The organism is Flagellimonas taeanensis (genome assembly GCF_003584105.1).
Lineage (GTDB): Bacteria > Bacteroidota > Bacteroidia > Flavobacteriales > Flavobacteriaceae > Flagellimonas > Flagellimonas taeanensis.
This window is the reverse complement of sequence record NZ_QXFO01000018.1, coordinates 240,947-265,598: the sequence shown is the minus strand read 5'-3', so window position 1 is coordinate 265,598 and position 24,652 is coordinate 240,947. Positions and strand designations below refer to the sequence as shown.

Here is a 24,652-nt window from a genome sequence, read left to right as displayed (position 1 = left end):
ACATCCTATTGAATACTGCCATGTTCATCGGCAAACTTCAAAATCAACAAAAATCCATATCCAAGATCCCTAAGGGTATTGGATTGAAATCAATACTGCAAAACACTAAAAAATGAGCACACCCATCATACAGACTTTTCCATTGGGCACCCCATGGCAGACCATAGATCCCTTTCTGTTCAGCGTATATCATTTGGATCATTTTCCCAAGGGAAATGGCGAAATGGGACCCGACCCTTCATTGCTGAAAGGGCGAAATTTGGGAAACGACTTTGATCCAAGGGAAAAATGGCGGATGTACCACGGGCAGACCATCCCTGGCTTTCCCTATCACCCACACAGTGGGTTTGAGACCATCACCATTGTGAACAAAGGATTTTGCGATCATTCAGATTCATTGGGTGCTGCCGGCAGGTTTGGAGAAGGAGATGTACAGTGGATGACCGCCGGAAGGGGTGTTCAGCATTCCGAGATGTTTCCCTTGCTTCACGATGACAAGGAAAACCCCTTGGAACTGTTCCAAATTTGGTTGAACCTACCCCGAGCAGGAAAATTTGCGGAACCTCATTTTAAAATGTTGTGGCACGAGGACATTCCTGTGGTCCAGGAGAAAAATGCTCGGATAAAGGTTGTTGCTGGCAACTACAAGGGGACACATGCCATTGACCCGGCTCCAGATTCATGGGCCGCAAATCCCGATAATGATGTGGCTATTTGGAACATCCATGCAGAGGCCAATTCGGAATACATTCTGCCAAAAGGAAGTCCAGACGCAAACCGGGTCCTCTATTTTTATAAAGGTTCCGAGATCTATTTGGAAGACAGGAAAATCAATCCCAACTTTGGGATTGTTCTGGACCCCTCAGAGGACGTTACCATTCAAATTGGGGATGAAACAGCCCATTTGATGCTGCTTCAGGGAAAACCCATTGGGGAACCTGTGGCCAAATACGGTCCCTTTGTAATGAATACCGATGAGGAAATCCAACAGGCCATGGAAGAATACCGGCTCACCCAATTTGGCGGTTGGCCATGGCCCTATCCAGACCATGTTCACGACAAGGACAAGGGACGTTTTGCGCTTTATCCTGATGGGAAATTGGTGGAAAAAAGTTGATTTTTCAACACGGTTTCAGAAAAGTAACACATTTCATGCTTTTCAATTCTTATAAAGAATTGATTTTGTTATAAAAATAATCGCCTAAACCTCAATATATCAAGCAAAAAGAATAAATTGGTTTATCATCCGCCAAACCAATGAAGCCGTTCCAATCCATACTTTGCATTATAGCAGTGCTTTGCTATACCGAATTCTGTAATGGACAATCCAAAGAAATTGACAGTATACAAGAGCTGCTGAAAACGGCAAGGGATACTACCGAGGTCAATTTGTTGCGACAACAGGGAGTTCTTTTAAGGTCCTATGACAAAAACAAAGCCCTGGAGCTTCTTTTGGAGAGTATCGAAAAATCCAAAAAAATAAATTATCTGGATGGGGAAATTAATGGCCTTTATTCACTTGGTCTTACACATGGCATGACAGGTAGTTATGCCGAATCGCTGGAGTACCTGAATAAATGTCTTTCCTTGGCCACTCAGCATCAGGATTTCGAAAGGATGAACTATGTCTACAATTCCATGGGCATTGTTTATAGAAGGATCGGGGACTATCCAAAAAGCCAAAGTTATTACCTCAAGCGCATCAAGTTGATAGATTCGTTGCAATTGGACCAAGACACCTCGTCACCTTACCTCAATATAGGGGTTCTGTACGGTTCTATGGGTCAATATGATAAAGCAGTGGAAAGTTTAAATAAATCCTTGGTTGTTTTTAAAGGAAATGAAAGTGATCGTGCGTCACTGGAAAATGTGGTATTGGCCAATTTGGCCGGAATTGATTTTGAAAAGAAGGATTATAAAGCCGCCGTGGAAAAGTTTTTGAAGGTAATAGATTACGATAAAAAACAGAATGACAATATTGAATTGTGCGCCCATTATTCCAACATTGCCAGTTGCTATGTCGAGTTAGAGCAATGGCAAATGGCAAATGATTACTATCTAAGGGCCCTGGAGCTAGCCGAACAGTTATCCATCAAACAAGAAATTGCAATTGCGCAATACAAACTCGCCGATCTTATGTTCCTTCAAAAAAAATTCAATGAAGCCTTGGACTATTCCACCAAAAGCTTGCGCACATTGGACAGTTTAGATGGGTATATGGAAAAGCGGGAAGCCAATGAAATAGCCTATAAGATACACGAGGCCATGGGAAAGCCCACACAGGCCATTTATCACCTGAACCAGACCATGGCCTATGGAGACAGTATGTACAACGAGACCAAGGTCAAGGAAATCCAAAACCTCCAAGTGCAGCATGAGGTTTACTTAAAGGACAAAGAAATCAAGGAAGGGGAACTGCAAATGGCCCTACTCAATACCGAGGTGTCCCTGAACAACAAGCGGTTGGAGTATATGACCATCATCACCCTATTATTGCTCTTTTCTGCCAGTCTACTCTATTTTCGGTTTTTGGCCAAGAAAAAATCGAACGCTGAACTATTGGATAAAAACAGGGTAATCTCCCATCAGAATGAAGTGATTGAGTCCATGAACACCCAATTGGAGAAACGGATGTTGCGCGCACAAATGAACCCACACTTCATTTTTAACTCCCTGAATTCCATCAAACATCTGATCAACTCCAATGATAAGGAAAATGCCCTGAAATACTTGTCCAAGTTTTCAAAATTGCTCCGACAGGTATTGGAAAGCTCCGTGAACGTCAACTTGGTGCTCAAGGAAGAAATAGAACTGCTCAAAATTTACGTGGAACTCGAAGCTCTACGCTTCGACAACTCCTTCAATTATAGTTTCAACATTGATGAGAACCTGGACCTATACCAAAATGAAGTCCCCATGTTGTTGGTGCAACCCTATATTGAAAATGCCATAATCCATGGGTTGCTGCCCCTTGAAGGGCCAAAACACCTACAGATTTCATTCAATGACAAATCCGACCATATTGAATGTATCATAGAGGACAACGGCGTTGGTTTCAATCCAAAACCCAGTGAAGGCAAGGAAAAAAGGACTTCAAGGGGAATGTCCATCACGGAAAAAAGAATCAATGCACTACGAAAATTCTCGGATCAGGAACTGATCAAAATCGAGAACTTGGGCAATGGTGACGAAACTGGCACAAGAGTGACCATCAGTATTCCCAAAGACCAATCCACAAATCAAAAGGTCAGTTAACTCCATTTAATTCACTTCCTTTTTGAAAGAATGAACCAATTCGGATAGGGGGATTTATGCTAGTAGAAAAAGCTGCACTAGACCCTTACGATATGGGCACCAATGGCCCTTAACCGCTCGTCGATATTCTCATACCCGCGATCGATTTGCTCAATATTATGGATAGTGGATGTTCCCTTGGCCGAAAGGGCCGCTATCAACAAGGAAATCCCTGCCCTGATATCCGGTGAGGTCATGGTGGTGGCCTTCAATGTCGATTTAAAATCATGTCCTATGACCGTGGCGCGGTGCGGGTCGCAAAGAATGATTTTGGCTCCCATATCAATGAGTTTGTCCACAAAGAAAAGTCGGCTCTCGAACATTTTTTGATGGATGAGCACTTCCCCTTTGGCCTGAGTTGCCACCACAAGAACGATACTCAACAAATCCGGAGTAAATCCTGGCCATGGTGCATCGGCGATGGTCAATATGGAACCGTCTATAAAATTCTGTATCTGATAGCCCTTTTCATGTTTTGGAATGAAGATGTCATCGTTCTTGCGCTCGATGGTAATCCCCAATTTTCGGAACACGGCGGGAATCTGGCCCAAATCGTCCCAGCTCACATTTTTGATGGTGAGCTCGCTACGGGTCATGGCTGCCAGTCCTATCCAGCTACCGATCTCGATCATATCGGGCAGCATGGTGTGCTCGGTACCGCCCAGAACCTTCACCCCCTCAATGGTGAGCAGGTTGGAGCCGATTCCTGAAATCTTGGCACCCATACGGTTCAGCATTTTGCACAATTGCTGCAAATAGGGCTCGCAAGCAGCGTTATAGATGGTGGTAATGCCCTCGGCCATTACAGCGGCCATCACAATGTTGGCCGTGCCCGTCACCGAGGCCTCGTCCAACAGCATGTGGGTTCCGGTAAGTTTTTCCGCTTCCACCCCATAGAAATATTCTTCCTTGTTATATCGGAACTTCGCCCCCAGTTTGATAAAGCCTTCGAAGTGGGTATCCAATCTGCGCCTTCCAATTTTGTCCCCTCCAGGTTTTGGAATATATCCCTTGCCAAACCTGGCCAACAGAGGCCCGACCAACATGATGGAACCTCTAAGGCCCCTTCCATCTTCCTTGAACTGGGTCGATTGTAGATATTCCAAATTGATATCGTCCGCCTTGAAGGTGTAGGAACCCTTCCCCTTCTTCTGGATTTTGACGCCTAAATCTTCCAAAAGGGCAATCAATTTATTGACATCTACAATGTCAGGTATGTTGTTGATGGTAATTTTTTCTTCGGAAAGCAATACGGCACAAAGAATCTGCAATGCCTCGTTCTTTGCACCTTGGGGCGTAATTTCACCTTGCAACTGGTGGCCACCCTCAATTCGAAATGTACCCATGGACCGTCTAGAGTTTAGTATCTTTTCTTTCGGCTACGCTGCTGATTCTTTTTTGCTCCACCGTTGTTGTTCCTATTGGACTTGGCAGGGCGATTTTTGAGGAACTGTCCACTCTCGGTCAAGTTCTCCCCGTCTCTGGCCAAATCTATTTGTCCATCGCTCATTTCTTTCAAATGTACGAAGATGGCAGAATCCTCAACAGTGTCCTTGTTCCAGTTCAGATAACACTTCTTCATGTGGTTGGCAATGGCATATTCCAGACCGGAACGCATGTCACCTTTTTCCCATTTTACGGCTACATCGATCATTCGCTTGATGTTGTTGCCATAAAAACGGTATTTGGGGTGGTTCTGTGGGTATTCCAATGGCTCTGGACGCTGTTGCAAAACTTCCTTGGAAGTAATGGGAAATGGGGAGTCCACATCCAATTTAAAATCGGACATGATGAACAATTGGTCCCACAACTTATGCTGAAAGTCGGGTACGTCCCTTAAATGGGGCTGCAAATTGCCCATTACGCTGATGATGGCCTTGGCCTCTTTATTGCGTTCGTCCCTGTCCGCTATGGAAACGGCATGATCCACCATTTTCTGAAAATGACGGCCATATTCCGGTATAAAAAGCTTTGGGCGTTCGGTGTTGTATTCTAAATTTTCTACTAGGTTCAAATCAAAGGATTTAATGAAGTTATGTTATGGCGAAGTATCTATCCGATAACGTCCGCAAAATAGTAAAATTATGGCAATCTTTGTACTTACAAGGAAATAACGCCCTCTACGACGGCCACTTCCTTATATTTTTTGATGACCTCGTCCGGATCTTTCAAGTTCACGGTAATGGAAAGACTGGTATAGTTGCCGTTTTTTGATTTTTTGGACTCAATGACCGCACCCGTATTATCAAAAATATCTTGGATCTGCGCGATGCGTTCTTCGTCCGTGGGTACTATGAACTTGTACAGGTAGTTGGAAGGCCAACTGGTATTCTCCAACAATTGCTCTTTGAGCCTGGCATAAAACTCATCCGTGTTCTCCTTCTCCATCTTGTATTTTTTACAAATATATGGCTTAACCGACAATTTTTTTTCCTTCGGGCGATTTCATTACTTTGTAAAGATAAAATAGTGCGTTTGGGCAAGAACAAAACAGTCATTACCGGAGCTCCTGGAACAGGGAAAACATCTATCATCAAAGGTCTGGAAAACAAGGGGTTCCATTGTTTCCATGAAATCATAAGGGATATGACCTCCAAGGCGAAAGAAGGGGGACAATCCAATGTCTTCGTTTCCAACCCGTTGGTTTTTGTTGATGATGCCCTGCAGTTCAACAAAGATCTACTGGAAGGTCGTACCGCACATTACAAGGAATCGCTTAAGATAGATGCGCCCATCAGTTTTTTCGACCGTGGCATCCCCGATGTCCTTGCCTATATGGATTTCTTTGGACAGGACTATGATGAGGAGTTTGTGAAATACATTAATGACCATCGGTACGATTCCGTTTTCATTGTACCGCCATGGGAAGAAATATATGTCTCGGACAATGAGCGCCTAGAGACCTTTGAAGAGGCGGAAAAAATACACCATGCCTTGATGAACACCTATTCCCAGTACGGCTACGAGCCCATTGAAGTGCCCAAAGACATTGTCCCCGAGCGTATTTCCTTCATTCTGGAAACCCTTAAAAAAATGTAGTGCAAAAGGAGACCACTGCCATTCTAAAAGAATTCTGGGGCCATGATGCTTTTCGGGGATCCCAAAAAGCCATTATAGATGCCGTGCTTTCAGGAAGGGACGTCCTGGCCCTAATGCCTACTGGGGGGGGGAAATCCATCTGCTATCAGGTACCCGCACTGGCCCAAGAAGGCCTCTGCATCGTGGTGTCACCTTTGGTGGCCCTAATCCAAGACCAGGTGGCCCAACTGAAAAAAAGAGGGGTCAAAGCGATTGCGTTGACAGGTGGTATCCCATTTGATGAACTCAACGACCTTCTGGACAATTGCCTTTATGGCAACTATAAATTCCTGTACCTCTCCCCCGAACGCTTACAGCAGAGCATCGTCCAGGAACGTATCCAAGAGATGAACGTAAACCTTATTGCCATTGACGAGGCACACTGCATCTCACAATGGGGAAACGATTTCAGGCCTGCCTATTTGGGCTGTGCCATCCTAAGGGAACTGGCCCCAGGTATTCCCATGATGGCCTTGACCGCAACAGCCACGCCCCAGGTGGTGGAAGACATCTTGGAAAACCTTGGAATGGATAAGGCAGAGGTCTTCAAGGATTCTTTCACCAGGGCCAATATTGCGTTCAAGGTAAAACATACCGAGGACAAGCTGTACCAGCTCAACAAGTATATGGGCAAGATACCCGGAAGCTCCATTGTCTACGTCCGATCCCGGAAAATGTGTGTGTCCCTGTCCAACTTTTTGATCAAACAAGGATTTACATCCGCTTTTTTTCATGGCGGCATCACCAAATCCGAAAAAGAGCAAAAACTTAACCTTTGGTTAAGTGGTGAAATTCGGGTGATGGTGGCCACGAATGCCTTTGGTATGGGCGTGGACAAACCCGATGTACGCTTGGTGATCCATTATCAAGTGCCGGACAGTCTGGAAAGCTATTTTCAAGAAGCTGGAAGGGCAGGCAGGGACGGCAAGCCATCCACAGCCATCATCCTCACCTCCAACGAGGACAAGGAACGGGCCAAAGAGCAATTTTTGTCGTCCTTGCCCGATGTGGATTTTGTAAAAAAAGTATATTCCAAACTGAACAACCATTTTCAGGTTTCCTACGGGGAGTTGGTCCCCGAACCCCTGTCCTTTAAGTTCAATGAGTTTTGTAGCCGTTATGGGTTCAATCCCAACATGGCCTTCCATGCATTTCGTATCCTGGACCAAAACTCGGTACTTTCGCTTTCCGAAAATTTCAGCGAAAAGAACACATTGAGGTTCATTGCATCCAAAGACGCCATCTTTGACTATTTAGGGAAAAACCGTGGCACGGCCCCTGTGGTCCAGACCATTTTGCGGACCTATGGTGGTATCACGGAATACGACACCAAGATTGACCTGTACCTGCTCTCCAAAAAAACCAATGAAAAAGAGGCCAGACTCAAAAAAATACTGCATCAGCTTGCTGAAGATGGCATGGTGGAATACCAAAACACGACCAGTGATCTCGAAATCACCTTTTTGGTCCCTAGGGAAGATGACCACACCATCAATCCCTTCGCAAAAAAAATCCGGGATTTCAACAGGGTAAAACAAAACAACATGATGGCCATGCTGGGCTATATTGACAACAGGGAGGAATGTCGGAGCAGTTATCTTTTGAAATATTTTGGTGAAAGCACCAAGGAAAAGTGTGGCACTTGCGATATTTGTACCAGAAAGGAAAAGAAAGAATCGCTACCTAACCTCGAAGAACGGGTATTGGCCCTATTGCAGATCGCGCCAAGCACTTCAAGGCAGTTGGAAAAAGCTACGGGTGCCGATGAGAAAGCACTTTTGAAGACCTTACAGCAGTTACTTGAGGACGAAATAGTCCTACTAAACACAAGAAATGAGTACACTATCAAAAAATAAGGACCTACGCATCGTGTTCATGGGCACGCCCGACTTTGCCGTTGGGAGCCTTGCACGCATCTTGGATGCCGGACTGAACGTGGTCGGCGTTGTCACCGCACCGGACAGGGCCGCTGGACGTGGCCGCAAAGTGCAACAATCTGCTGTCAAAGAGTTTGCAGTACAGCACCAATTGAGGGTGTTGCAGCCTGTCAATTTAAAGGATGGGGGCTTTTTGGAAGAACTCAAAAGCCTTAATGCCAATCTGCAAGTGGTCGTGGCCTTTAGGATGCTGCCCAAAGCGGTCTGGCACATGCCGGAACATGGCACCTTTAACCTTCATGCTTCTCTCCTGCCCCAATACCGCGGAGCGGCACCCATCAACTGGGCCATCATAAACGGGGAAACGGAAACCGGGGTCACTACCTTTTTTATTGATGAAGAGATAGATACGGGAAACATCATACTTCAAGCCAAGGAAAAAATAAGCCTTGAGGACACTGCTGGGAGCCTGCACGACCGATTGATGCAAATTGGTGCCGACCTGGTCGTGGACACCTGCAAACAGATTGCAGCCGGGACAGTCACCGTAAGCGAACAGAAAGAAAGCGGCGCGCTAAAGCCCGCTCCCAAGATCCATAAGGAAACCTGCCTCATCGATTGGAACGCTACCCTAGAAGATATCCATAACCATATCAGGGGACTTAGCCCCTATCCCGGGGCATGGACCACCATCGTCAATAATGGCGTGGAAGAGCCCTTGAAAATTTATGCGACACAAATGGAGCCAGCAAAACATGAACTTATGGTTGGAAAGTTGATTGCAGATAAAAAATCCATGAAAGTGGCTGTTGAGGGCGGTTATCTAAATTTGTTGGAACTTCAATTTTCTGGAAAGCGTCGGATGAAGGTCAACGAGGTTTTGAACGGATTGAATCTGGATGGGGATGCACATCTCCGCTAATCCCTTGCTATGATTGGGCTGGCAAAAAAGTGTCAATTTTTTCCCACTTTATCAACAAACGTTTGAAGTTATCAACAAAAACCTGTATTTCCCTTGGTTTTACTTGTGTTACTGCCAAATCCGTATAAATTTGTTCAGCATTAAAATTATTTTAACAACAATTAATTTAATTCCATTATGAACAAAACAGAATTAATCGATGCTATGGCAGCTGATGCTGGCATCACTAAGGCAGCAGCAAAAAAGGCATTGGAATCTTTCTTGGGAAATGTAGAGGGATCACTTAAAAAAGGAAACAGAGTTTCCTTGGTAGGTTTTGGTTCTTGGTCAGTTTCCAAAAGAAGTGCCAGAGAAGGTAGAAACCCTCAGACTGGTAAGACCATCAAGATTGCTGCCAAGAACGTTGTAAAGTTCAAAGCAGGTGCTGAATTGAGCGGTGCAGTTAACTAATCAATTATTGTTTTAATATATAAAAGCACTTCCTTGAGGAAGTGCTTTTTTAATTCATAGGGTTTCCAGTTTTCATAAATGTTGTATATTATACAACAAATAAGAAGTTTGACTCCTATGAAAATGGTGGGCCATAAACCAAAAAAAGGGAAATTGCTTGTTGCGGAACCTTCGCTTACCGGGGATGTATCCTTTAACAGGTCCGTGGTGCTTCTGGCAGAGCATAATCAGGAGGGCTCAGTCGGTTTTATCCTGAACAAACCCTTGGACTATACCATTTGTGATCTCATTTCTGATATTACCATTCCCTTTCAAGTGTTCAACGGAGGACCTGTCGAGCAGGACAATCTATACTTCATCCACAAAGTACCCCATCTCATTGAGGGCAGTGTGGAGATTTCCGACGGTATTTTTTGGGGCGGTAATTTTGAAAAGACCGTGGAACTCATCAACAATCGGGTCATTAGCGAACAGGATATCCGTTTCTTTTTGGGATATTCGGGGTGGGGTTCCAGCCAATTGGACCAAGAACTTTCCTCAAAATCTTGGATCGTGGTACAGAACGAATACCAAAGTGGTATCCTCGAAAAATCGTCCATAGCGTTCTGGAAGGAAAAAATGGTCGAATTGGGCGGTGATTACCTCCTTTGGTCCAACGCACCGGAGAATCCGTCCCTTAATTAGTCTGGGACATCCTAGCCCTAGCATTCAGTTTGCCCACCAAACTTTTACTGACAGTGTTCCCAAATTGCTTTTTTCGATACTTGCTTATGGGCTGTATCCCCACAATGCTGTTGGTCAAAAACATCTCGTCCGATTTTTGAAGCTCAAATGGTGATATGGATTCTTCCAACAATTCCAAATCTTCGGCGGCTGAAGCAATCTCTATGATTTTTTTTCTGATGATGCCGTCCAAGCACCCGTCTGCCAACGGAGGGGTCTTTACCACATTGCCCTGGACCAAAAAAAGATTTCCGTTGATACCTTCCACCACTTGCTTGTCCGTGTTCACCAAAAGACAATTGGCGTACCCATTTTCCTTGGCATAGACACTGGCCACCACGTGCAGCAGTTTGTTCGTGGTCTTTAGATTGGACAGCATATCCTTGTTCACATAATAGTCCTTGAAGATCTCCACTTCATAGTCCCCTTCATTCAATAAATAGAACGGGGAGTCCATGGTTTTGGTTTCAATAAGGTAGGATATATTGTTCGTCTCAGGGCCATAGAGTCCTTCCCCTTTTCTGAAAATTGTCAGCCTCACCCTTACTGGGGCATTCTGCTGTTGGTTACCCTCAATGGTCTTCTGTATTTCTTTTTCCAAAAACTCCAAGGTGAACTCCATGGGAATCTCCATTCTGAGGATACGCATGGAGGCCATCAGCCTAAAATAGTGTTCCTCCCAGAAAAAGAGGGTGCCGTGGACACATCTGAGCGTCTCAAAAAGCGCATCACCATATTTCAGCCCCCTGTTGGTATGGGAGAGTACATGGGTATCGTCAGAAAAAAGTTTACCGTTATAATTGAACATGAAAAAAGTCCCTTTTTTATCGGGACCAAAGATACGGTATCATGGAGAAACGTTCTATTTGGAACCCAGAACTTGTTTCAGGTCGGATATTTGGTTTTCCCAGAGCATTTTGGCCTCGTCCACTTCATCGTCTTCCGCAAAATCTGTTATGAAAAGAGAAACATCCTTGGTGATCTCATCCACAATGATGCGCATTTCAAAAAAGGAACTGTCCTCATTCTCCACCCATGAAAATTTTACAAATTCCTCACTTTTCCGTTTGAGCATTTTGGCCTTCTCCTCTGCCCCATCCCAGATAAAGGTGAACATTTCACCACGGGAATTCACATTGTCCGCATACCATTCGGATAGGCCCGAAGGCGTGGATATATATTGGTAAAGCAACTGTGGGGATGCTTGTATGACAAATTCAATTTCAAATTTAACCTTATCGCTCATTATAATGTCCTGATTAATCCTTTTCAACATTTGATATAGTTTGGGAAGATAAAAAAATAAATGTCAAATAATAAATTAATCCCGAATTTTGATTCAGCAAAAATTAAACTATATATTTGCACCCGCTTAACAGAATCACGGCGAGGTAGCTCAGGTGGTTAGAGCGCAGGATTCATAACCCTGAGGTCGGGAGTTCAAGTCTCCCTCTCGCTACAAAAAGTCATTTAACTGGTCTTCAGTTGGATGGCTTTTTTTTATTTCTTCCATATCCTTTTTTTCCTAACTTGAAGACTTTAAACCAACCTTCGAATGAACTACTTCAAAAAGCTGGGAACTGCCAATTTGCTCATGCTCATCTTATGCGCCTTGATCATCCTTGTCGCAGAATATTTATTCCTCAACGGAAGCCCGGAACATGGACTTTTTGTAGGTCTATGGGCGCCAACGCTCTTGGGTGTTATGATTTACCTAAAACTTGTGGACAATGACGGCAAATGAAATCGTCCTTTGGTTTTCCATCGCAGTCATTGTTCTGGTGGCCGTCTGGTCCATACTTATGATACGGGCCTACAATAAGACAAACGATGGAAAATAATCAGCATGGCTACTGTGGACAGAGTTGATTTCTTTGGCTCTGGTCGTTTCTTTATATTGGCCACCGCCAATTCTATTACGCTATTCAAATTGAAAACGATGAAAATTTTCATTTTTTCCCTAGCAAATGAAATGAATGCACAGATGTAGAATTCCTTTTTGGGCGACCTCCAAAAATAGAATCCAAGGCTTACTTTTGTAGTATGAAAAACACCATTTCCGAACGTGTCGCGGATTTTCTTAAGAACTATCCTCCGTTCAGTGCATTGGAAAGCGGTCAGCTCGCAGCCCTTTCCTATGAAGTGACCATTGTGCACAAGGAAAGCAACAGCATCGTATTCTCGGAGAAGGAGGCCCCGCACGATTGTTTTTATGTGGTCCATAAAGGCGCCGTCGCCCTCACCAAAAAAGGTTCCACCCAAATCCTGGACATTTGTGATGAGGGCGACGTTTTTGGCCTGCGTCCCTTGCTGGCCCATGAGAACTATAAACTGGAGGCCAAGGCACATGAGGAGACCATACTCTATGCCATCCCCATCAAGGAGTTCAAGCCCCTTGCCCTGCAGAACCATCAGGTCGGTGACTTTTTGATCGAAAGTTTTGCCTCCAACACCCGAAATCCCTACTCCCAAAAACATCGGGGAAAATTATATGGGATCAGCAACGAACCGGGCAATGGCCAAGAGACCAAATTGCTGGACCTTCAGCCCGTGCGGTATTCCTCGGATTTGGTCACCTGTACCGAGGGCACCCAGATAAAGACCATCGCCAACACCATGGGTAAGCAAAATGTAAGCTGTATCTTGGTAGTAAAGGACGGTTTGCCCATGGGAATCATCACCGATAAGGATTTGAGGGAAAAAGTGGCGACCGGGCTATTTCCCATTACAGGCAGTGCCAAATCCATCATGACCACACCCGCCATCACCTATCCGAAGGAACTGACGGTGACACAGGCCCAAATGGCCATGATGAAGAGCAACATCAGCCATCTTGTGCTCACAGAGGATGGAACCACTGACACGCCTGCAGTAGGGATACTTTCAAACCACGATATCATGGTGGCCATGGGGAACAATCCCGCCGTACTGCTACGGGCCATAAAAAGGGCTAAGGACTCCAAGCGTCTGAGGGGTATCAGGCAAGGCATCATGAGCTTGTTGCAAGGATATTTGGAGGAGAACATCCCCATTGGGCTGGTCTCAAAGATCATATCCGAACTCAATGATGCCACCATCAAACAGATCATCGACATCTGCATCAAAAAAATGGAAACGGAACCGCCTGCCAAGTTTACATGGCTCACCATGGGTAGCCAAGGCAGGGGCGAGCAATTACTGAACACCGATCAGGACAATGCCATACTTTATGAAAATGTACCTGAAGAGGAGTCCGAGACAACGCGCAACTATTTCCTAAAGCTCGGGAGTATCATATCCACTGAACTGAACACCATCGGGTTTGAATATTGCCCGGCGGAAATGATGGCCTCCAATCCATTGTGGTGCCATAGTCTGGATGAATGGAAAGAAGTGACCACCCACTGGATGGGCAATCCTGGACCAGAAGAAGTGCTGCTGTCCTCCATCTTTTTTGATTTCAATGTCACCTTTGGTGAAAAGGCACTGGCCGATCAGCTTTCGCTGCACATTTTTGACAACGTGAAGAAATTTCCACAGTTCCTTGCCCATTTGGCGAGCGGCGCATTGCAGAATCCTTCCCCATCAGGGTTTTTTAGGGATTTTTTGGTGGAACAGGATGGTGCGCACAAAGATTTCTTCGACCTAAAACTACGTGCTTTGATGCCCATGGTAGATGCAGCTCGGGTACTTATCCTCTCGCACTCCGTGAAGTCCATCAACAATACGTCCGAGCGTTATGAAAAACTGGCAGAACTGGAGCCCCAGAACCGTGAACTCTACCTCGCCTGTTCCTATGCCAGCAAAGCGCTTTTGAAGTTCAGGACCAAACATGGGTTGTTGCACAACGATTCGGGCAGGTTCATCGCTTTGGACAAATTGAACAAAGAAGAAAAAATCAAACTGAAAAGGACGTTCAAAACCATCAAAGAGATCCAATCGTTGATCGAGATACGGTTCCAAGTCAAAAATCTGTTACGGTGATGTGGCCTTTCTCCCCTAAAAAACAACTGGAGCTCCCTTCCTTTTGGCGGGAATATGAGGATGTTTTCCAGCAAAAACTTCCCGAGAAGGTGCACGATAACACCTTTATTGTCTGGGATACCGAGACCACAGGATTCCGTTTGGACAGGGACAGAATGTTATGCATTGGTGCAGTGAAATTGTTGAACGGCAGCATAGCCGTGAAGGACAGTTTTGAAGTCTATATCCATCAAGAGCATTACGATGCCGAAAGCGCTGGAATCCACGGTATACTCAGGAATGGCAAAAGAGAACGCATTTCCGAACTGGATGCCCTTAAATTGTTCCTCCACTACATCAAAAACCATGTGCTGGTTGGCCACCATGTAATGTTCGATGTAAATATGGTCAATGCAGCACTCAGAAGGAACGGGCTTCCCAAGCTAAAAAACAAAACCCTGGACACAGGGCTACTCTACAAACGGACCCTACTCACCTCAAATGTGCTCCATAAGAAAGAAAAATATGCCTTGGATGAGTTGGCCGAAAAGTTCAGCATCTCCAAAAAAGATAGGCATACTGCCCTTGGTGATGCACTCATTACCGCAATTGCGTTTTTACGGATTGTAGAAAAGTTGACCCCAAGAAACTTAAAGGATCTCATTAAAAAACAAGATCCTCCAAGATTCAGTCTTTAGGTTATTTGCTTTCCTTTATAATGTCCTCTACTACTTCTGGGTTCAATAAAGTTGAAGTGTCACCCAAACTATCGGTGTCCTTAGAGGCTATTTTCCGTAGGATACGCCTCATGATCTTCCCACTACGGGTCTTGGGAAGGCCAGCCACAAACTGGATCTTGTCCAATTTGGCAATGGGGCCGATATGCTCCGTAATGAGTTGATTGATCTCCTTTTCAAGGTTTTCCCGGTTCCGTCCTTCGCCGGTCTCCTTCAGGATGACAAAGCCATATAACGCATTGCCTTTGATATCATGTGGGAAGCCAACAATGGCCGACTCCGCGACCGCTGGGTGTTCGTTAATGGCATCCTCGATAGGTGCCGTGCCCAAATTGTGCCCGGAAACAATGATCACATCATCGACCCTTCCGGTGATACGGTAATAGCCCACTTCATCCCTCAAAGCACCATCACCAGTGAAATACATCCCTTCAAACGCAGAAAAATACGTATCCCTGTACCGTTGGTGGTCTCCCCAAATGGTCCTTGCTATGGAGGGCCACGGGAATTTAATGCACAGTCGGCCGTCCACCTGATTGCCTTTGATCTCCTTGCCATTTTCGTCCATCAGTGCGGGCTGTACCCCTGGCATGGGCAAGGTGGCATAGGTGGGTTTTGTGGGGGTTGAAAACGGGATGGGTGAAATCAGGATGCCCCCTGTTTCGGTTTGCCACCAGGTGTCCACAATGGGACATTTTTTGTTCCCCACATGGTCGTTGTACCAGTGCCATGCTTCCTCATTGATGGGTTCTCCCACAGTTCCCAGCACCTTAAGACTGGAGAGTTCATGTTTGGTGACAAAATCCAAGTCTTTTTTGGCCAAGGCCCTGATTGCTGTTGGAGCGGTGTAAAATTGGGTCACCTTATGTTTCTCTACGACTTCCCAGAACCTTCCGTGATCGGGATAGGAAGGAACCCCTTCAAACATGACCGTGGTGGCGCCATTGGCCAATGGACCATACACAATATAGGAGTGCCCGGTTATCCACCCAATATCGGCAGTACACCAATAGACATCCTCTTCCCTGTATTGGAACACATTTTTGAAGGTATAGGCCGTGTACACCATATATCCACCGGTAGTGTGGACCATCCCTTTAGGGCGACCCGTTGAGCCAGAGGTGTATAAAATGAACAACGGGTGCTCAGCGTCCACAATTTCAGGAACGCAGTCCGAATAGGCCTTGTCCAACAAGGGCTCTATCCACTGGTCACGACCCGCTTTCATTTCCACTTTTTCTCCGGTGCGCTTTTTCACCAAAACCGTTCCTACGTCCGGACATTGTTCCAATGCGTCGTTCACAATGCCCTTTAGGTCGATGGTCTTGTTCCCTCTGTAGGAACCATCAGAAGTCAAAACGATCTTGGCCCCACAATCATTGATTCGTGTAGCCAAAGCCGTTGATGAAAATCCCGCAAAGACTACGGAATGGACCGCTCCGATACGGGCGCAGGCCAATATGGATATGGCCAGTTCCGGAATCATGGGCAAATAGACCACGACCCTATCCCCTTTCTTCACCCCTTGGTCCTTGAGCACGTTCGCAAACTTACACACGCGCTCGTGCAGTTGGGTGTAGGTAATATGCTCGGCGGCCTCTTTGGGGTCATTGGGTTCAAAAATGATGGCGGTCTTGTCCCCACGAATACGCAAATGACGATCGATACAATTCTCCGTAATGTTGAGCTCGGCCCCATCAAACCATTTGATTTCCGGTTTTGTAAAATCCCACTCCAAGACAGAGTTCCACCGCTTTCTCCAATGAAAATGTTCTTCTGCGACTTCTTCCCAAAAACTTTCAGGGTTTCTGACAGATTTACGATAGACCTGAAAATATTCCTCCAAATGTTTGATGTGGTAATTACTCATGCTGCTTATTAAATTTATGTGCTTAAAAATACGAAAAAAGAGAGCAATCCTAGTCCAGTCCTAATGCTCAATTGCCTCTCCCACCCCACTGGGAATGCGGATGTTCTCCACAATTTCCTGTACGTCTTCCGGAGGGGCCGGGGTAAATCGGGATACCAGTATGGCAATCAAGAAATTGACGAGCATGCCCACCGTGCCAAAGCCTTCCGGGGAAATGCCCCACCACCAATTTGCTTCAGTGGCCGTTTCGGGATTTCCTATCCAGCCCAGCTTGAAACGGGCAATATAATAACAGGTGATGGAGAGTCCTGCCACCATTCCGGAAATGGCTCCTTCCCTGTTCATCCGCTTGCTGAAAATACCCATCACGATGGCCGGAAAAAAGGAAGAAGCGGCCAGCCCAAAAGCAAGGGCCACTACAGAGGCGACAAATCCGGGAGGATGGATGCCAAAATATCCAGCTACGATCACGGCCAACAAGGCCGAAAAACGGGCAATCCATAATTCTTTCTTGTCTGAAATATCTGGAGCTATCTGCTTTTTGATCAAATCGTGGGAAATTGAAGTGGAAATCACCAATAAAAGACCTGCTGCTGTGGACAATGCCGCTGCCAGACCGCCTGCCGCCACTAAGGCAATGACCCAGTTGGGCAAATTGGCAATTTCTGGGTTGGCCAGCACAGTGATGTCCCTGTCCACATAAAGTTCATTGAGTGATGTGCTCGCATTGGAGATCATACGTTGGCCCGAACTGCCCCTACTTTCCACAAATTGGGGCTGACTACCATCGATGGCAGAACCGGGAAGATACTGGATCTTTCCATCCCCGTTTTTGTCGGTCCACGCAATAAGTCCCGTATTTTCCCATTTGGTGAACCATGCCGGGATTTCCTGATAGGGCGTATCCTGAACGGTCTCCATCAAGTTGGTCCGGGCAAAGACTGCTATAGCCGGTGCCGTGGTATACAAAATAGCAATGAACAGCAGGGCATAACCTGCCGATTTTCGGGCATCGCACACTTTTGGCACTGTAAAGAACCGGATAATCACGTGGGGCAAACCTGCGGTACCCATCATCAGGGCGGCGGTGATAAAGAAAATATCCATGGTGGATTTGGTTCCATCAGTGTAGGCCGTGAAGCCCAAATCGGTCATCAATCCATCCAATTTATCCAAAAGATAGACCCCATCTTCTCCTGCGGAACCAAAACCGATCTGCGGAATCGGGTTTCCTGTTGCCATGAGCGAGATAAAGATTGCTGGGACCATGAAGGCAAAGATGAGTACACAATATTGTGCCACTTGGGTATAAGTGATTCCCTTCATCCCGCCCAAAAAGGCATAGAAAAGCACCACGGCCATTCCAATATAGACCCCGGTGTTCACTTCCACATCCAAAAAACGGGAAAAAACCACCCCAACGCCCCGCATCTGTCCGGCAACGTAGGTGAAGGAAACAAAAAGCGCAGCGATCACGGCTACTGTTCGGGCCACATTACTGTAATAACGGTCCCCAATAAAATCGGGAACGGTGAACTTACCGAACTTACGGAGATAGGGGGCCAATAAGAGGGCGAGCAATACATATCCACCCGTCCAGCCCATTAGGTACACCGAGCCATCATAGCCCGAAAAGGCAATGATACCGGCCATGCCCAAAAAGGAGGCTGCCGACATCCAATCGGCACCTGTGGCCAATCCATTGGCCAATGGGGAAACACCTCCCCCGGCCACATAAAAATCCTTTGTCGATTTGGCCCGGGACCAAATAGCGATACCTATATATAATGCGAAAGTGAGGCCGACGATGAGAAACGTCCAAGTTTGTATGTCCATTATTCGTCGAGCTTATATTTTTTGTCCAATTTGTTCATCAAGCGGACATAGACAAAGATGAGGATGACGAAAACGTAGATGGAACCCTGCTGGGCAAACCAAAAACCAAGCTTAAAACCTCCCATTCGGATGGTGTTCAGTTCATCCACGAAAAGGATTCCGAAGCCATAGGAGACCACGAACCAGATGAAGATTAGGATGGTAAGGTATTTCAGGTTTTCTTTCCAATATTTTTTTCGATGCTGGCTATCCATTTGTCAAGATTGATGCGGGAAATATATAACATTCACACAAAAGACATCAAAAAAATAGAAGAATACAAAGTATTTACTGAAAATTGTTCAAATAATTGAAAATGTTCCGCTCGATACGTTCACCAATGTGTGAAACATCTGCTTTCACAAATGTATCCCCTGTGATACTCTCATACAGTTCAATATACCTTTCGGACACAGAATCGATATAGGCGTCATCCATCTCCGGAACGGTCTGTCCTTCCAATCCCTGAAAGTGGTTGGCGATGAGCCATTGCCTCACAAATTCCTTGGACAACTGCTTTTGAGGTTCGCCCTTGGCCTGTCTTTCCTCATATCCTGCGGTGTAGAAATACCTTGATGAATCTGGGGTGTGGATCTCATCGATCAGCACGATCTCCCCATCCTTGGTCTTTCCGAATTCATATTTGGTGTCCACAAGAATCAATCCCCGCTTTGCGGCAATTTCAGTTCCGCGTTGGAAGAGAGCGCGGGTATATTTTTCCAATACCTCGTAGTCGGCTTGGGAAACAATGCCACGTTTTAGAATGTCTTCCCGGGAAATGTCCTCATCATGATCGCCTTTTTCAGCCTTTGTGGCCGGAGTGATGATGGGTTCCGGGAACTTGTCGTTCTCTTTCATCCCTTCGGGCATGGGAACGCCACAGAGCATTCTTTTGCCCGCTTTGTATTCCCTGGCCGCATGTCCGGAAAGATATCCCCTGATCACCATTTCCACCTTGAAAGGTTCGCAGGCCTTCCCCACAGCCACATTGGGATCAGGGGTGGCCAACAACCAATTGGGCACGATATCTTCCGTGTCCTTCATCATCTTGGTGGCAATTTGGTTCAAGATCTGTCCTTTGTAGGGGATGCCCTTGGGCATGACCACGTCAAATGCCGAGAGGCGATCGGTGGCGACCATGACCAATAGGTCGTTTTGTAATGTATAGACTTCCCTTACCTTACCTTTATAAACGGATTTTTGTCCCGGAAAGTTAAAATCCGTGGACATCAATGTATTCTGCCCCATGTCAAAATTGGTTTTGGTGCTCTATGTTTTTGTAGGCATCTATGACCTTTTTGACCAATTTATGCCGGATAACGTCTTTTTCGTCCAAATAGATGATGCTGATGCCATCGATGTTCTTCAAGATCAAGAGTGCTTCTTTCAGCCCTGAAATTACCCTTCTGGGCAGGTCTATTTGTCCAGGGTCACCTGTCAGCAGGAACTTGGCGTTCTTGCCCATACGGGTCAGGAACATCTTCATTTGGGCATGGGTGGTGTTCTGTGCCTCGTCCAAGATCACGAAGGCATTGTCCAAGGTACGTCCACGCATGAAGGCCATAGGTGCGATCTGGATAGTACCGTCCTCTATGTACTTGGCCAGTTTTTCGGTAGGGATCATGTCCCTAAGTGCATCATACAACGGCTGCATGTAGGGATCTAGCTTTTCCTTGAGGTCACCTGGAAGAAACCCGAGGTTCTCCCCTGCTTCCACGGCTGGTCGGGTAAGTATAATACGCCTGACCTGTTTTTCTTTGAGGGCTTTCACTGCCAAAGCAACACCGGTATAGGTTTTTCCTGTTCCCGCCGGGCCGATGGCAAAGACCATGTCATCCTTTTTGCAAGCATCCACCAATCTTCGTTGGTTGGCGGTCTGTGCCTTGATCAATCTGCCGCTGACGCCATGTACCAAAACATCGCCACTGCTGCTGGATGATGTATATTCTTCTTGCCCATTGCTGGTGAGTACACGCTCGATCATGTTCTCGTCCAACTTGTTGTACTTGGCAAACTGGCTGGTGAGCATATCGAATCGCTTGTCAAACTCCTCCAAGAGTTCCTCATCGCCATACACCTTAATCTTGTTGCCCCTGGCAACAATCTTGAGTTTGGGGAAATATTTTTTAAGGAGCTCTATGTTCTCGTTCTGCTGCCCAAAAAAATCCTGTGGGCTGATGTCCGTAAGTTCTATTATAAGTTCGTTCAAAAAAAGTGAGGTGTTACGGTTGTTTTTGAAGAATCGTATTCGTTCTTTTTTAATTAATTTTACACACAAACTTAACCAAAAATCAATTTGAGGACAGAAAAACATATCAACAGTATTGCATGGCAATCATAACCTTAACCACAGATTTCGGCCATAAGGACCACTTTGTCGGTGCTGTAAAAGGGACCATACTGACAAATCTTCCCGATGTACATATTGTTGATATTTCGCATGCCATAAGCCCTTTCAACATTCAGGAATGTGCTTATATCCTCAAGAACGCCTATACATCCTTCCCAAAGGGAACCGTGCACATTGTTGGGGTGGATTCTGAACTTTCACCTGAAAACCAGCATCTTGTGGTGCAAGTGGACGGGCATTATTTTGTGAGTTCCAACAATGGGGTCATGTCGTTGATCACCTCGGAGATATCCCCTGAAAAAATAGTGGAGATCCGCCTCCCCAATGCCAATCCCGGTTCGTTTCCCGTGCTGAATGTCTTTGTCCAAGTAGCCTGCCATATTGCCCGTGGAGGAAAACTGGAGGTTGTTGGTAAACCGTTCGATGAGCTTCGGGAACTGCGTGAATTTGAGCCAAGGATCCTCAATGAGGGAAGGAGTATTTCTGGAAATGTCATCTACATCGACAATTATGGGAACGTGGTCACCAACATTCAAAAGAGCCTCTTTGAAGCCTACCGAAATGGGCGGAGTTTTGAGATCAATGCACGTACCACCAAAATAAAAGAGGTGCACCATAGCTATAACGGCATCATCAACTACGACCTGGACAGAAGCCAGCGCAAAGGTCCTGGTGATGCCCTCGCATTGTTCAATTCGGCGGGATATATGGAACTGGCCATTTTTAAAAGTGATCTGAACTCGGTGGGTGGGGCCTCGTCACTGCTTGGGTTGAATTACAGGGACACTGTAACCGTAAATTTCCTTTAAATGTTGATACGCATCGTCAAACTCACCTTTAAACCCGAAAATATTCCTAGTTTTGAGCAAATCTTTGATGAATCCAAAAACAGGATTTTGGCATTTGAGGGCTGCAATAGGGTCGATTTATATCGGGATATCGATAACCCCAACATTTTTTTCACCTATAGCCTATGGGAAAAGGAAGGGGATCTGGAAAGCTATCGAAATTCCGATTTTTTCAAGGAAGTCTGGGCGCATACCAAAAAACTGTTCTCGGACAGGGCCGAGGCTTGGAGTGTCAACAAAGTCCAATCAACAACCCCATATTGATGTTCGCAATTTTTAAGAGAGAGGTCAGGTCCTTTTTTACATCGCCCATCGGTTATTTGATCGTGGGGTCGTTCCTTCTGCTCAATGGGCTTTTCCTATGGGTGTTCAAGGGCGATTACAATATTTTTGATTATGGCTTTGCCGATCTGGGCAATTTTTTCCTGTTGGCCCCGTGGATCTTTGTCTTCTTGGTGCCCGCCATCACCATGAAAAGTTTTTCCGAAGAACGCAAGATGGGCACTTTGGAACTTTTGCTCATCAAGCCTATTTCTATTGGAAAATTGGTGTCGGGCAAGTTCTTGGGAGCTTTTCTGCTCTGCATCATTGCCATTGTTCCAACGGTGGTTTACGTTTTTGCCATTTCCAACCTTGGGGTGATCGAAGGAAATTATGACTTGGGAGTGGTGTTGGGGTCCTATTTTGGTTTGCTTTTTTTGATTGCGGCCTATACTTCCATCGGCGTTTTTGCCTCCACCCTTTCCGATAACCAGATCATTGCGTTCATTGTGGGCATCCTGCTCTGCTTTTTGATCTTTAATGGATTTGATGCCGTTTCCTCCTTGTTCACCAATGGAGAGACCCAACAAATGGTTCAGGGATTTGGCGCCAAGTCCCATTTTGACAGTATTGCCCGAGGTGTGATGGATACCCGGGACCTTGTCTATTTTATATCACTGACCGCTTTGTTCCTGTACCTCACCTTTCAACGTCTAAAACAGTTGCCCCGATGAAAAAATTGCTCATTTCAGCGCTTGTGGCCATTGTTGCGGTGGTCGTCCTGAACATTTTGGCCCGTTTCGTCTACACCCGTTTTGATCTTACGGAGGACAAACGCTACACGCTTTCGCAACCCGCCGTGGATGTGGCCCAAAAATTCGATTCCCCTGTGATCATCGATATACTGTTGGATGGCAATATCCCACCGGAATTTTCCCGACTGAAAACAGAGACCATCCAATTGCTGGAATCCTTCGCTTCAAAGAATACGAACATCAAATACAACTTGGTTGACCCACTGGAAGATGAGGAGCGGGCACAACAGACCATTGCAGAGCTTCAAGGTCTTGGCCTGCAACCTGCCAATGTTACCGTGGAAGAAAATGGAAAGGTCTCCAACGAACTGGTCTTTCCTTGGGCCATGGTCAATTATAATGATCAGACCGTGAAAGTACCATTGTTGAAGAACAAATTGGGTTCGACTTCTGAGGAGCGCATCAACAATTCGGTACAGCAATTGGAATATGCCTTCGCCGATGCGTTCACCAAATTGAACATCACCGAGAAAAAAAGTATTGCCGTCATCAAGGGCAATGGGGAACTCCGGGATGTGGAAATGGCCGATTACCTGACCACGATTCGGGATTATTACAACATTGGGGCCATCACTTTGGATTCGGTGGCCAACAATCCGCAAAAGGTGTTGGACCAATTAAAAGGCTTTGACCTAGCGGTGATTGCCAAGCCAACCGAGGCATTCACGGATCAGGAAAAATTTGTGATGGACCAATTTATGGTGCAGGGCGGTAAATCCATTTGGTTGATGGATCAAGTGGCCATGGAAATGGACAGCATCTATGCCGGAGGTGGCAGTGCCTTTGCACTTCCCCGCGAGCTGAACCTGAAGGACCTTTTCTTTTCCTATGGCATTAGGATAGACCCCGTTCTGGTCAATGATCTGTATTTCACCCAGATTGTTCTGGCGACAGGCGAAGGCAACGAATCCCAGTACAATCCGTTACCATGGTATTATTATCCCATGGTCTTTTCCAGAAACGACCATCCTATCAACACCAATATCGAGGCGGTTCGGTTCCAATTTGCCAACACCATCGACCTGTTGGAGAATGATTACGCTAAAACGGTACTGTTGAGAAGCTCTCCCCTCTCAAAAACAGATGGTGTACCCAGACAGGTCAGTTTGGACATTCTCAATAGCCCGCCCAATAAAGAGCTGTACAACAATGGCAATCTTCCCTTGGCCGTTTTGGTTGAAGGTAATTTTTCTTCCATGTACAAGAACAGGGTGAAGCCTTTGGACCTCCAGAATACTTTGGATGATGGACCTGCCAATCAAATGCTGGTGATTTCCGACGGTGATCTTATCAAAAACCAATTACGGAACGGAAGGCCCTTGGAGCTGGGTTATGACAAATGGACCAATAGCTTTTATGGCAACAAGGAATTCCTGGTCAACAGTACCAACTACCTCTTGGACGATACCGGACTTATAAACATTAGGAACCGAAAAGTGTCAATTCCCCTGCTGGATGTTGAAAAAATTGCGGCCCAAAAAACAAAATGGCAGTTGATAAACATTGGATTTCCAGTGGTTTTGGCCTTGATTTTTGGTGTGTTCTTCAGCTTTTACCGAAAGCGGAAATTCAGCGCTTAATGTTAATAATTTTGTTTCTTTACTAATCCC

24 protein-coding genes and 1 tRNA gene are annotated in these 24,652 nt (G+C 45.8%); 15 read left to right on the top strand and 10 right to left on the bottom strand.

Going from position 1 to position 24,652, the window contains the following annotated elements; all coding sequences use genetic code 11:
* Positions 1-112 precede the first annotated feature (112 nt).
* The gene (locus D2V93_RS09240; RefSeq protein ID WP_119619267.1) at positions 113-1,117 is read left to right on the top strand and encodes a pirin family protein; all 1,005 of its coding nucleotides are present in this window, start codon (positions 113-115) and stop codon (positions 1,115-1,117) included.
* Between the two features lie 140 nt (positions 1,118-1,257).
* Positions 1,258-3,255 (top strand): tetratricopeptide repeat-containing sensor histidine kinase, encoded by a 1,998-nt coding sequence (locus D2V93_RS09235; protein ID WP_119619266.1) that lies wholly within the window; start codon positions 1,258-1,260, stop codon positions 3,253-3,255.
* Between the two features lie 77 nt (positions 3,256-3,332).
* On the opposite strand, the gene murA is transcribed toward D2V93_RS09235, so the two are convergent.
* From murA to D2V93_RS09220, 3 genes are all read right to left on the bottom strand, one after another.
* The gene (murA, locus tag D2V93_RS09230; protein WP_119619265.1) at positions 3,333-4,640 is read right to left on the bottom strand and encodes a UDP-N-acetylglucosamine 1-carboxyvinyltransferase; all 1,308 of its coding nucleotides are present in this window, start codon (positions 4,638-4,640) and stop codon (positions 3,333-3,335) included.
* A 14-nt stretch (positions 4,641-4,654) separates the two neighbouring features.
* Positions 4,655-5,308, bottom strand: a complete 654-nt coding sequence (locus tag D2V93_RS09225) for a DUF4290 domain-containing protein (RefSeq protein WP_072879194.1) — start codon at positions 5,306-5,308, stop codon at positions 4,655-4,657.
* An 86-nt stretch (positions 5,309-5,394) separates the two neighbouring features.
* A complete protein-coding gene (locus D2V93_RS09220) occupies positions 5,395-5,682 on the bottom strand; it encodes a DUF493 family protein (protein WP_119619264.1) in 288 nt (95 codons plus the stop codon).
* Between the two features lie 87 nt (positions 5,683-5,769).
* Here D2V93_RS09220 and D2V93_RS09215 point away from each other — a divergent pair, with 87 nt between their 5' ends.
* The 5 genes from D2V93_RS09215 (at position 5,770) to D2V93_RS09195 (ending at position 10,305) form a co-directional block, all read left to right on the top strand.
* Positions 5,770-6,333, top strand: coding sequence for an AAA family ATPase (locus D2V93_RS09215; RefSeq protein WP_072879190.1), 564 nt, complete (start codon positions 5,770-5,772; stop codon positions 6,331-6,333).
* Positions 6,333-8,228, top strand: a complete 1,896-nt coding sequence (locus D2V93_RS09210) for a RecQ family ATP-dependent DNA helicase (protein ID WP_072879188.1) — start codon at positions 6,333-6,335, stop codon at positions 8,226-8,228. Before D2V93_RS09215 ends, D2V93_RS09210 begins: the two co-directional genes overlap by 1 nt.
* The gene (gene fmt, locus D2V93_RS09205; RefSeq protein WP_119619263.1) at positions 8,206-9,171 is read left to right on the top strand and encodes a methionyl-tRNA formyltransferase; all 966 of its coding nucleotides are present in this window, start codon (positions 8,206-8,208) and stop codon (positions 9,169-9,171) included. The genes D2V93_RS09210 and fmt overlap by 23 nt, the downstream gene beginning before the upstream one ends.
* A 177-nt stretch (positions 9,172-9,348) precedes the next feature.
* On the top strand, positions 9,349-9,621 hold the full coding sequence (locus tag D2V93_RS09200) for an HU family DNA-binding protein (protein ID WP_072879184.1): 273 nt from the start codon (positions 9,349-9,351) through the stop codon (positions 9,619-9,621).
* Between the two features lie 123 nt (positions 9,622-9,744).
* A complete protein-coding gene (locus D2V93_RS09195) occupies positions 9,745-10,305 on the top strand; it encodes a YqgE/AlgH family protein (RefSeq protein WP_072879412.1) in 561 nt (186 codons plus the stop codon).
* Here the strand turns inward: D2V93_RS09195 and D2V93_RS09190 are convergent.
* Both D2V93_RS09190 and D2V93_RS09185 read right to left on the bottom strand, forming a co-directional pair.
* Positions 10,298-11,152, bottom strand: a complete 855-nt coding sequence (locus tag D2V93_RS09190) for an aminotransferase class IV (protein WP_072879182.1) — start codon at positions 11,150-11,152, stop codon at positions 10,298-10,300. The genes D2V93_RS09195 and D2V93_RS09190 overlap by 8 nt on opposite strands.
* A gap of 54 nt (positions 11,153-11,206) precedes the next feature.
* Entirely contained in the window at positions 11,207-11,590 is a 384-nt protein-coding gene (locus tag D2V93_RS09185) for an START-like domain-containing protein (RefSeq protein WP_072879410.1), read from the bottom strand.
* A gap of 139 nt (positions 11,591-11,729) precedes the next feature.
* On the opposite strand from D2V93_RS09185, the gene D2V93_RS09180 reads away from it, so the two are divergent.
* The 4 genes from D2V93_RS09180 to D2V93_RS09165 all read left to right on the top strand — a co-directional run bounded on the left by D2V93_RS09180 (position 11,730) and on the right by D2V93_RS09165 (position 14,984).
* Positions 11,730-11,803 (top strand) — tRNA-Met (locus D2V93_RS09180).
* 96 nt (positions 11,804-11,899) lie between these two features.
* A complete protein-coding gene (locus D2V93_RS09175) occupies positions 11,900-12,088 on the top strand; it encodes a hypothetical protein (RefSeq protein WP_072879180.1) in 189 nt (62 codons plus the stop codon).
* A 299-nt stretch (positions 12,089-12,387) separates the two neighbouring features.
* Positions 12,388-14,307: a DUF294 nucleotidyltransferase-like domain-containing protein gene (locus D2V93_RS09170; protein WP_119619262.1), complete on the top strand. Its 1,920-nt coding sequence runs from the start codon at positions 12,388-12,390 to the stop codon at positions 14,305-14,307.
* Entirely contained in the window at positions 14,307-14,984 is a 678-nt protein-coding gene (locus D2V93_RS09165; RefSeq protein WP_119619261.1) for a 3'-5' exonuclease, read from the top strand. The genes D2V93_RS09170 and D2V93_RS09165 overlap by 1 nt, the downstream gene beginning before the upstream one ends.
* 1 nt (position 14,985) lies before the next feature.
* On the opposite strand, the gene acs is transcribed toward D2V93_RS09165, so the two are convergent.
* From acs to D2V93_RS09140, 5 genes are all read right to left on the bottom strand, one after another.
* On the bottom strand, positions 14,986-16,893 hold the full coding sequence (gene acs / locus D2V93_RS09160) for an acetate--CoA ligase (protein WP_119619260.1): 1,908 nt from the start codon (positions 16,891-16,893) through the stop codon (positions 14,986-14,988).
* A 60-nt stretch (positions 16,894-16,953) separates the two neighbouring features.
* Positions 16,954-18,729 carry a sodium:solute symporter family protein gene (locus tag D2V93_RS09155; protein WP_119619259.1) on the bottom strand — a complete coding sequence of 592 codons (1,776 nt, stop codon included), beginning with the start codon at positions 18,727-18,729 and terminating at the stop codon, positions 16,954-16,956.
* Entirely contained in the window at positions 18,729-18,983 is a 255-nt protein-coding gene (locus tag D2V93_RS09150) for a DUF4212 domain-containing protein (RefSeq protein WP_072879170.1), read from the bottom strand. The genes D2V93_RS09155 and D2V93_RS09150 overlap by 1 nt, the downstream gene beginning before the upstream one ends.
* 73 nt (positions 18,984-19,056) lie before the next feature.
* Positions 19,057-20,016, bottom strand: coding sequence for a phosphoribosylaminoimidazolesuccinocarboxamide synthase (locus D2V93_RS09145; RefSeq protein ID WP_072879169.1), 960 nt, complete (start codon positions 20,014-20,016; stop codon positions 19,057-19,059).
* A 1-nt stretch (position 20,017) separates the two neighbouring features.
* Positions 20,018-20,977: a PhoH family protein gene (locus D2V93_RS09140; protein WP_072879408.1), complete on the bottom strand. Its 960-nt coding sequence runs from the start codon at positions 20,975-20,977 to the stop codon at positions 20,018-20,020.
* 119 nt (positions 20,978-21,096) lie between these two features.
* On the opposite strand from D2V93_RS09140, the gene D2V93_RS09135 reads away from it, so the two are divergent.
* Genes D2V93_RS09135 through gldG form a run of 4 tightly spaced genes read left to right on the top strand, consistent with a single transcriptional unit; the run spans position 21,097 to position 24,622 of the window.
* Positions 21,097-21,927 (top strand): SAM hydrolase/SAM-dependent halogenase family protein, encoded by an 831-nt coding sequence (locus D2V93_RS09135; RefSeq protein ID WP_119619258.1) that lies wholly within the window; start codon positions 21,097-21,099, stop codon positions 21,925-21,927.
* Positions 21,928-22,230 (top strand): putative quinol monooxygenase, encoded by a 303-nt coding sequence (locus D2V93_RS09130; RefSeq protein ID WP_119619257.1) that lies wholly within the window; start codon positions 21,928-21,930, stop codon positions 22,228-22,230. It begins immediately after the preceding gene.
* A complete protein-coding gene (gene gldF / locus D2V93_RS09125; protein ID WP_072879166.1) occupies positions 22,230-22,961 on the top strand; it encodes a gliding motility-associated ABC transporter permease subunit GldF in 732 nt (243 codons plus the stop codon). The genes D2V93_RS09130 and gldF overlap by 1 nt, the downstream gene beginning before the upstream one ends.
* Positions 22,958-24,622, top strand: a complete 1,665-nt coding sequence (gene gldG / locus D2V93_RS09120; RefSeq protein WP_119619256.1) for a gliding motility-associated ABC transporter substrate-binding protein GldG — start codon at positions 22,958-22,960, stop codon at positions 24,620-24,622. Before gldF ends, gldG begins: the two co-directional genes overlap by 4 nt.
* The last annotated feature ends 30 nt before the right edge of the window (positions 24,623-24,652 follow it).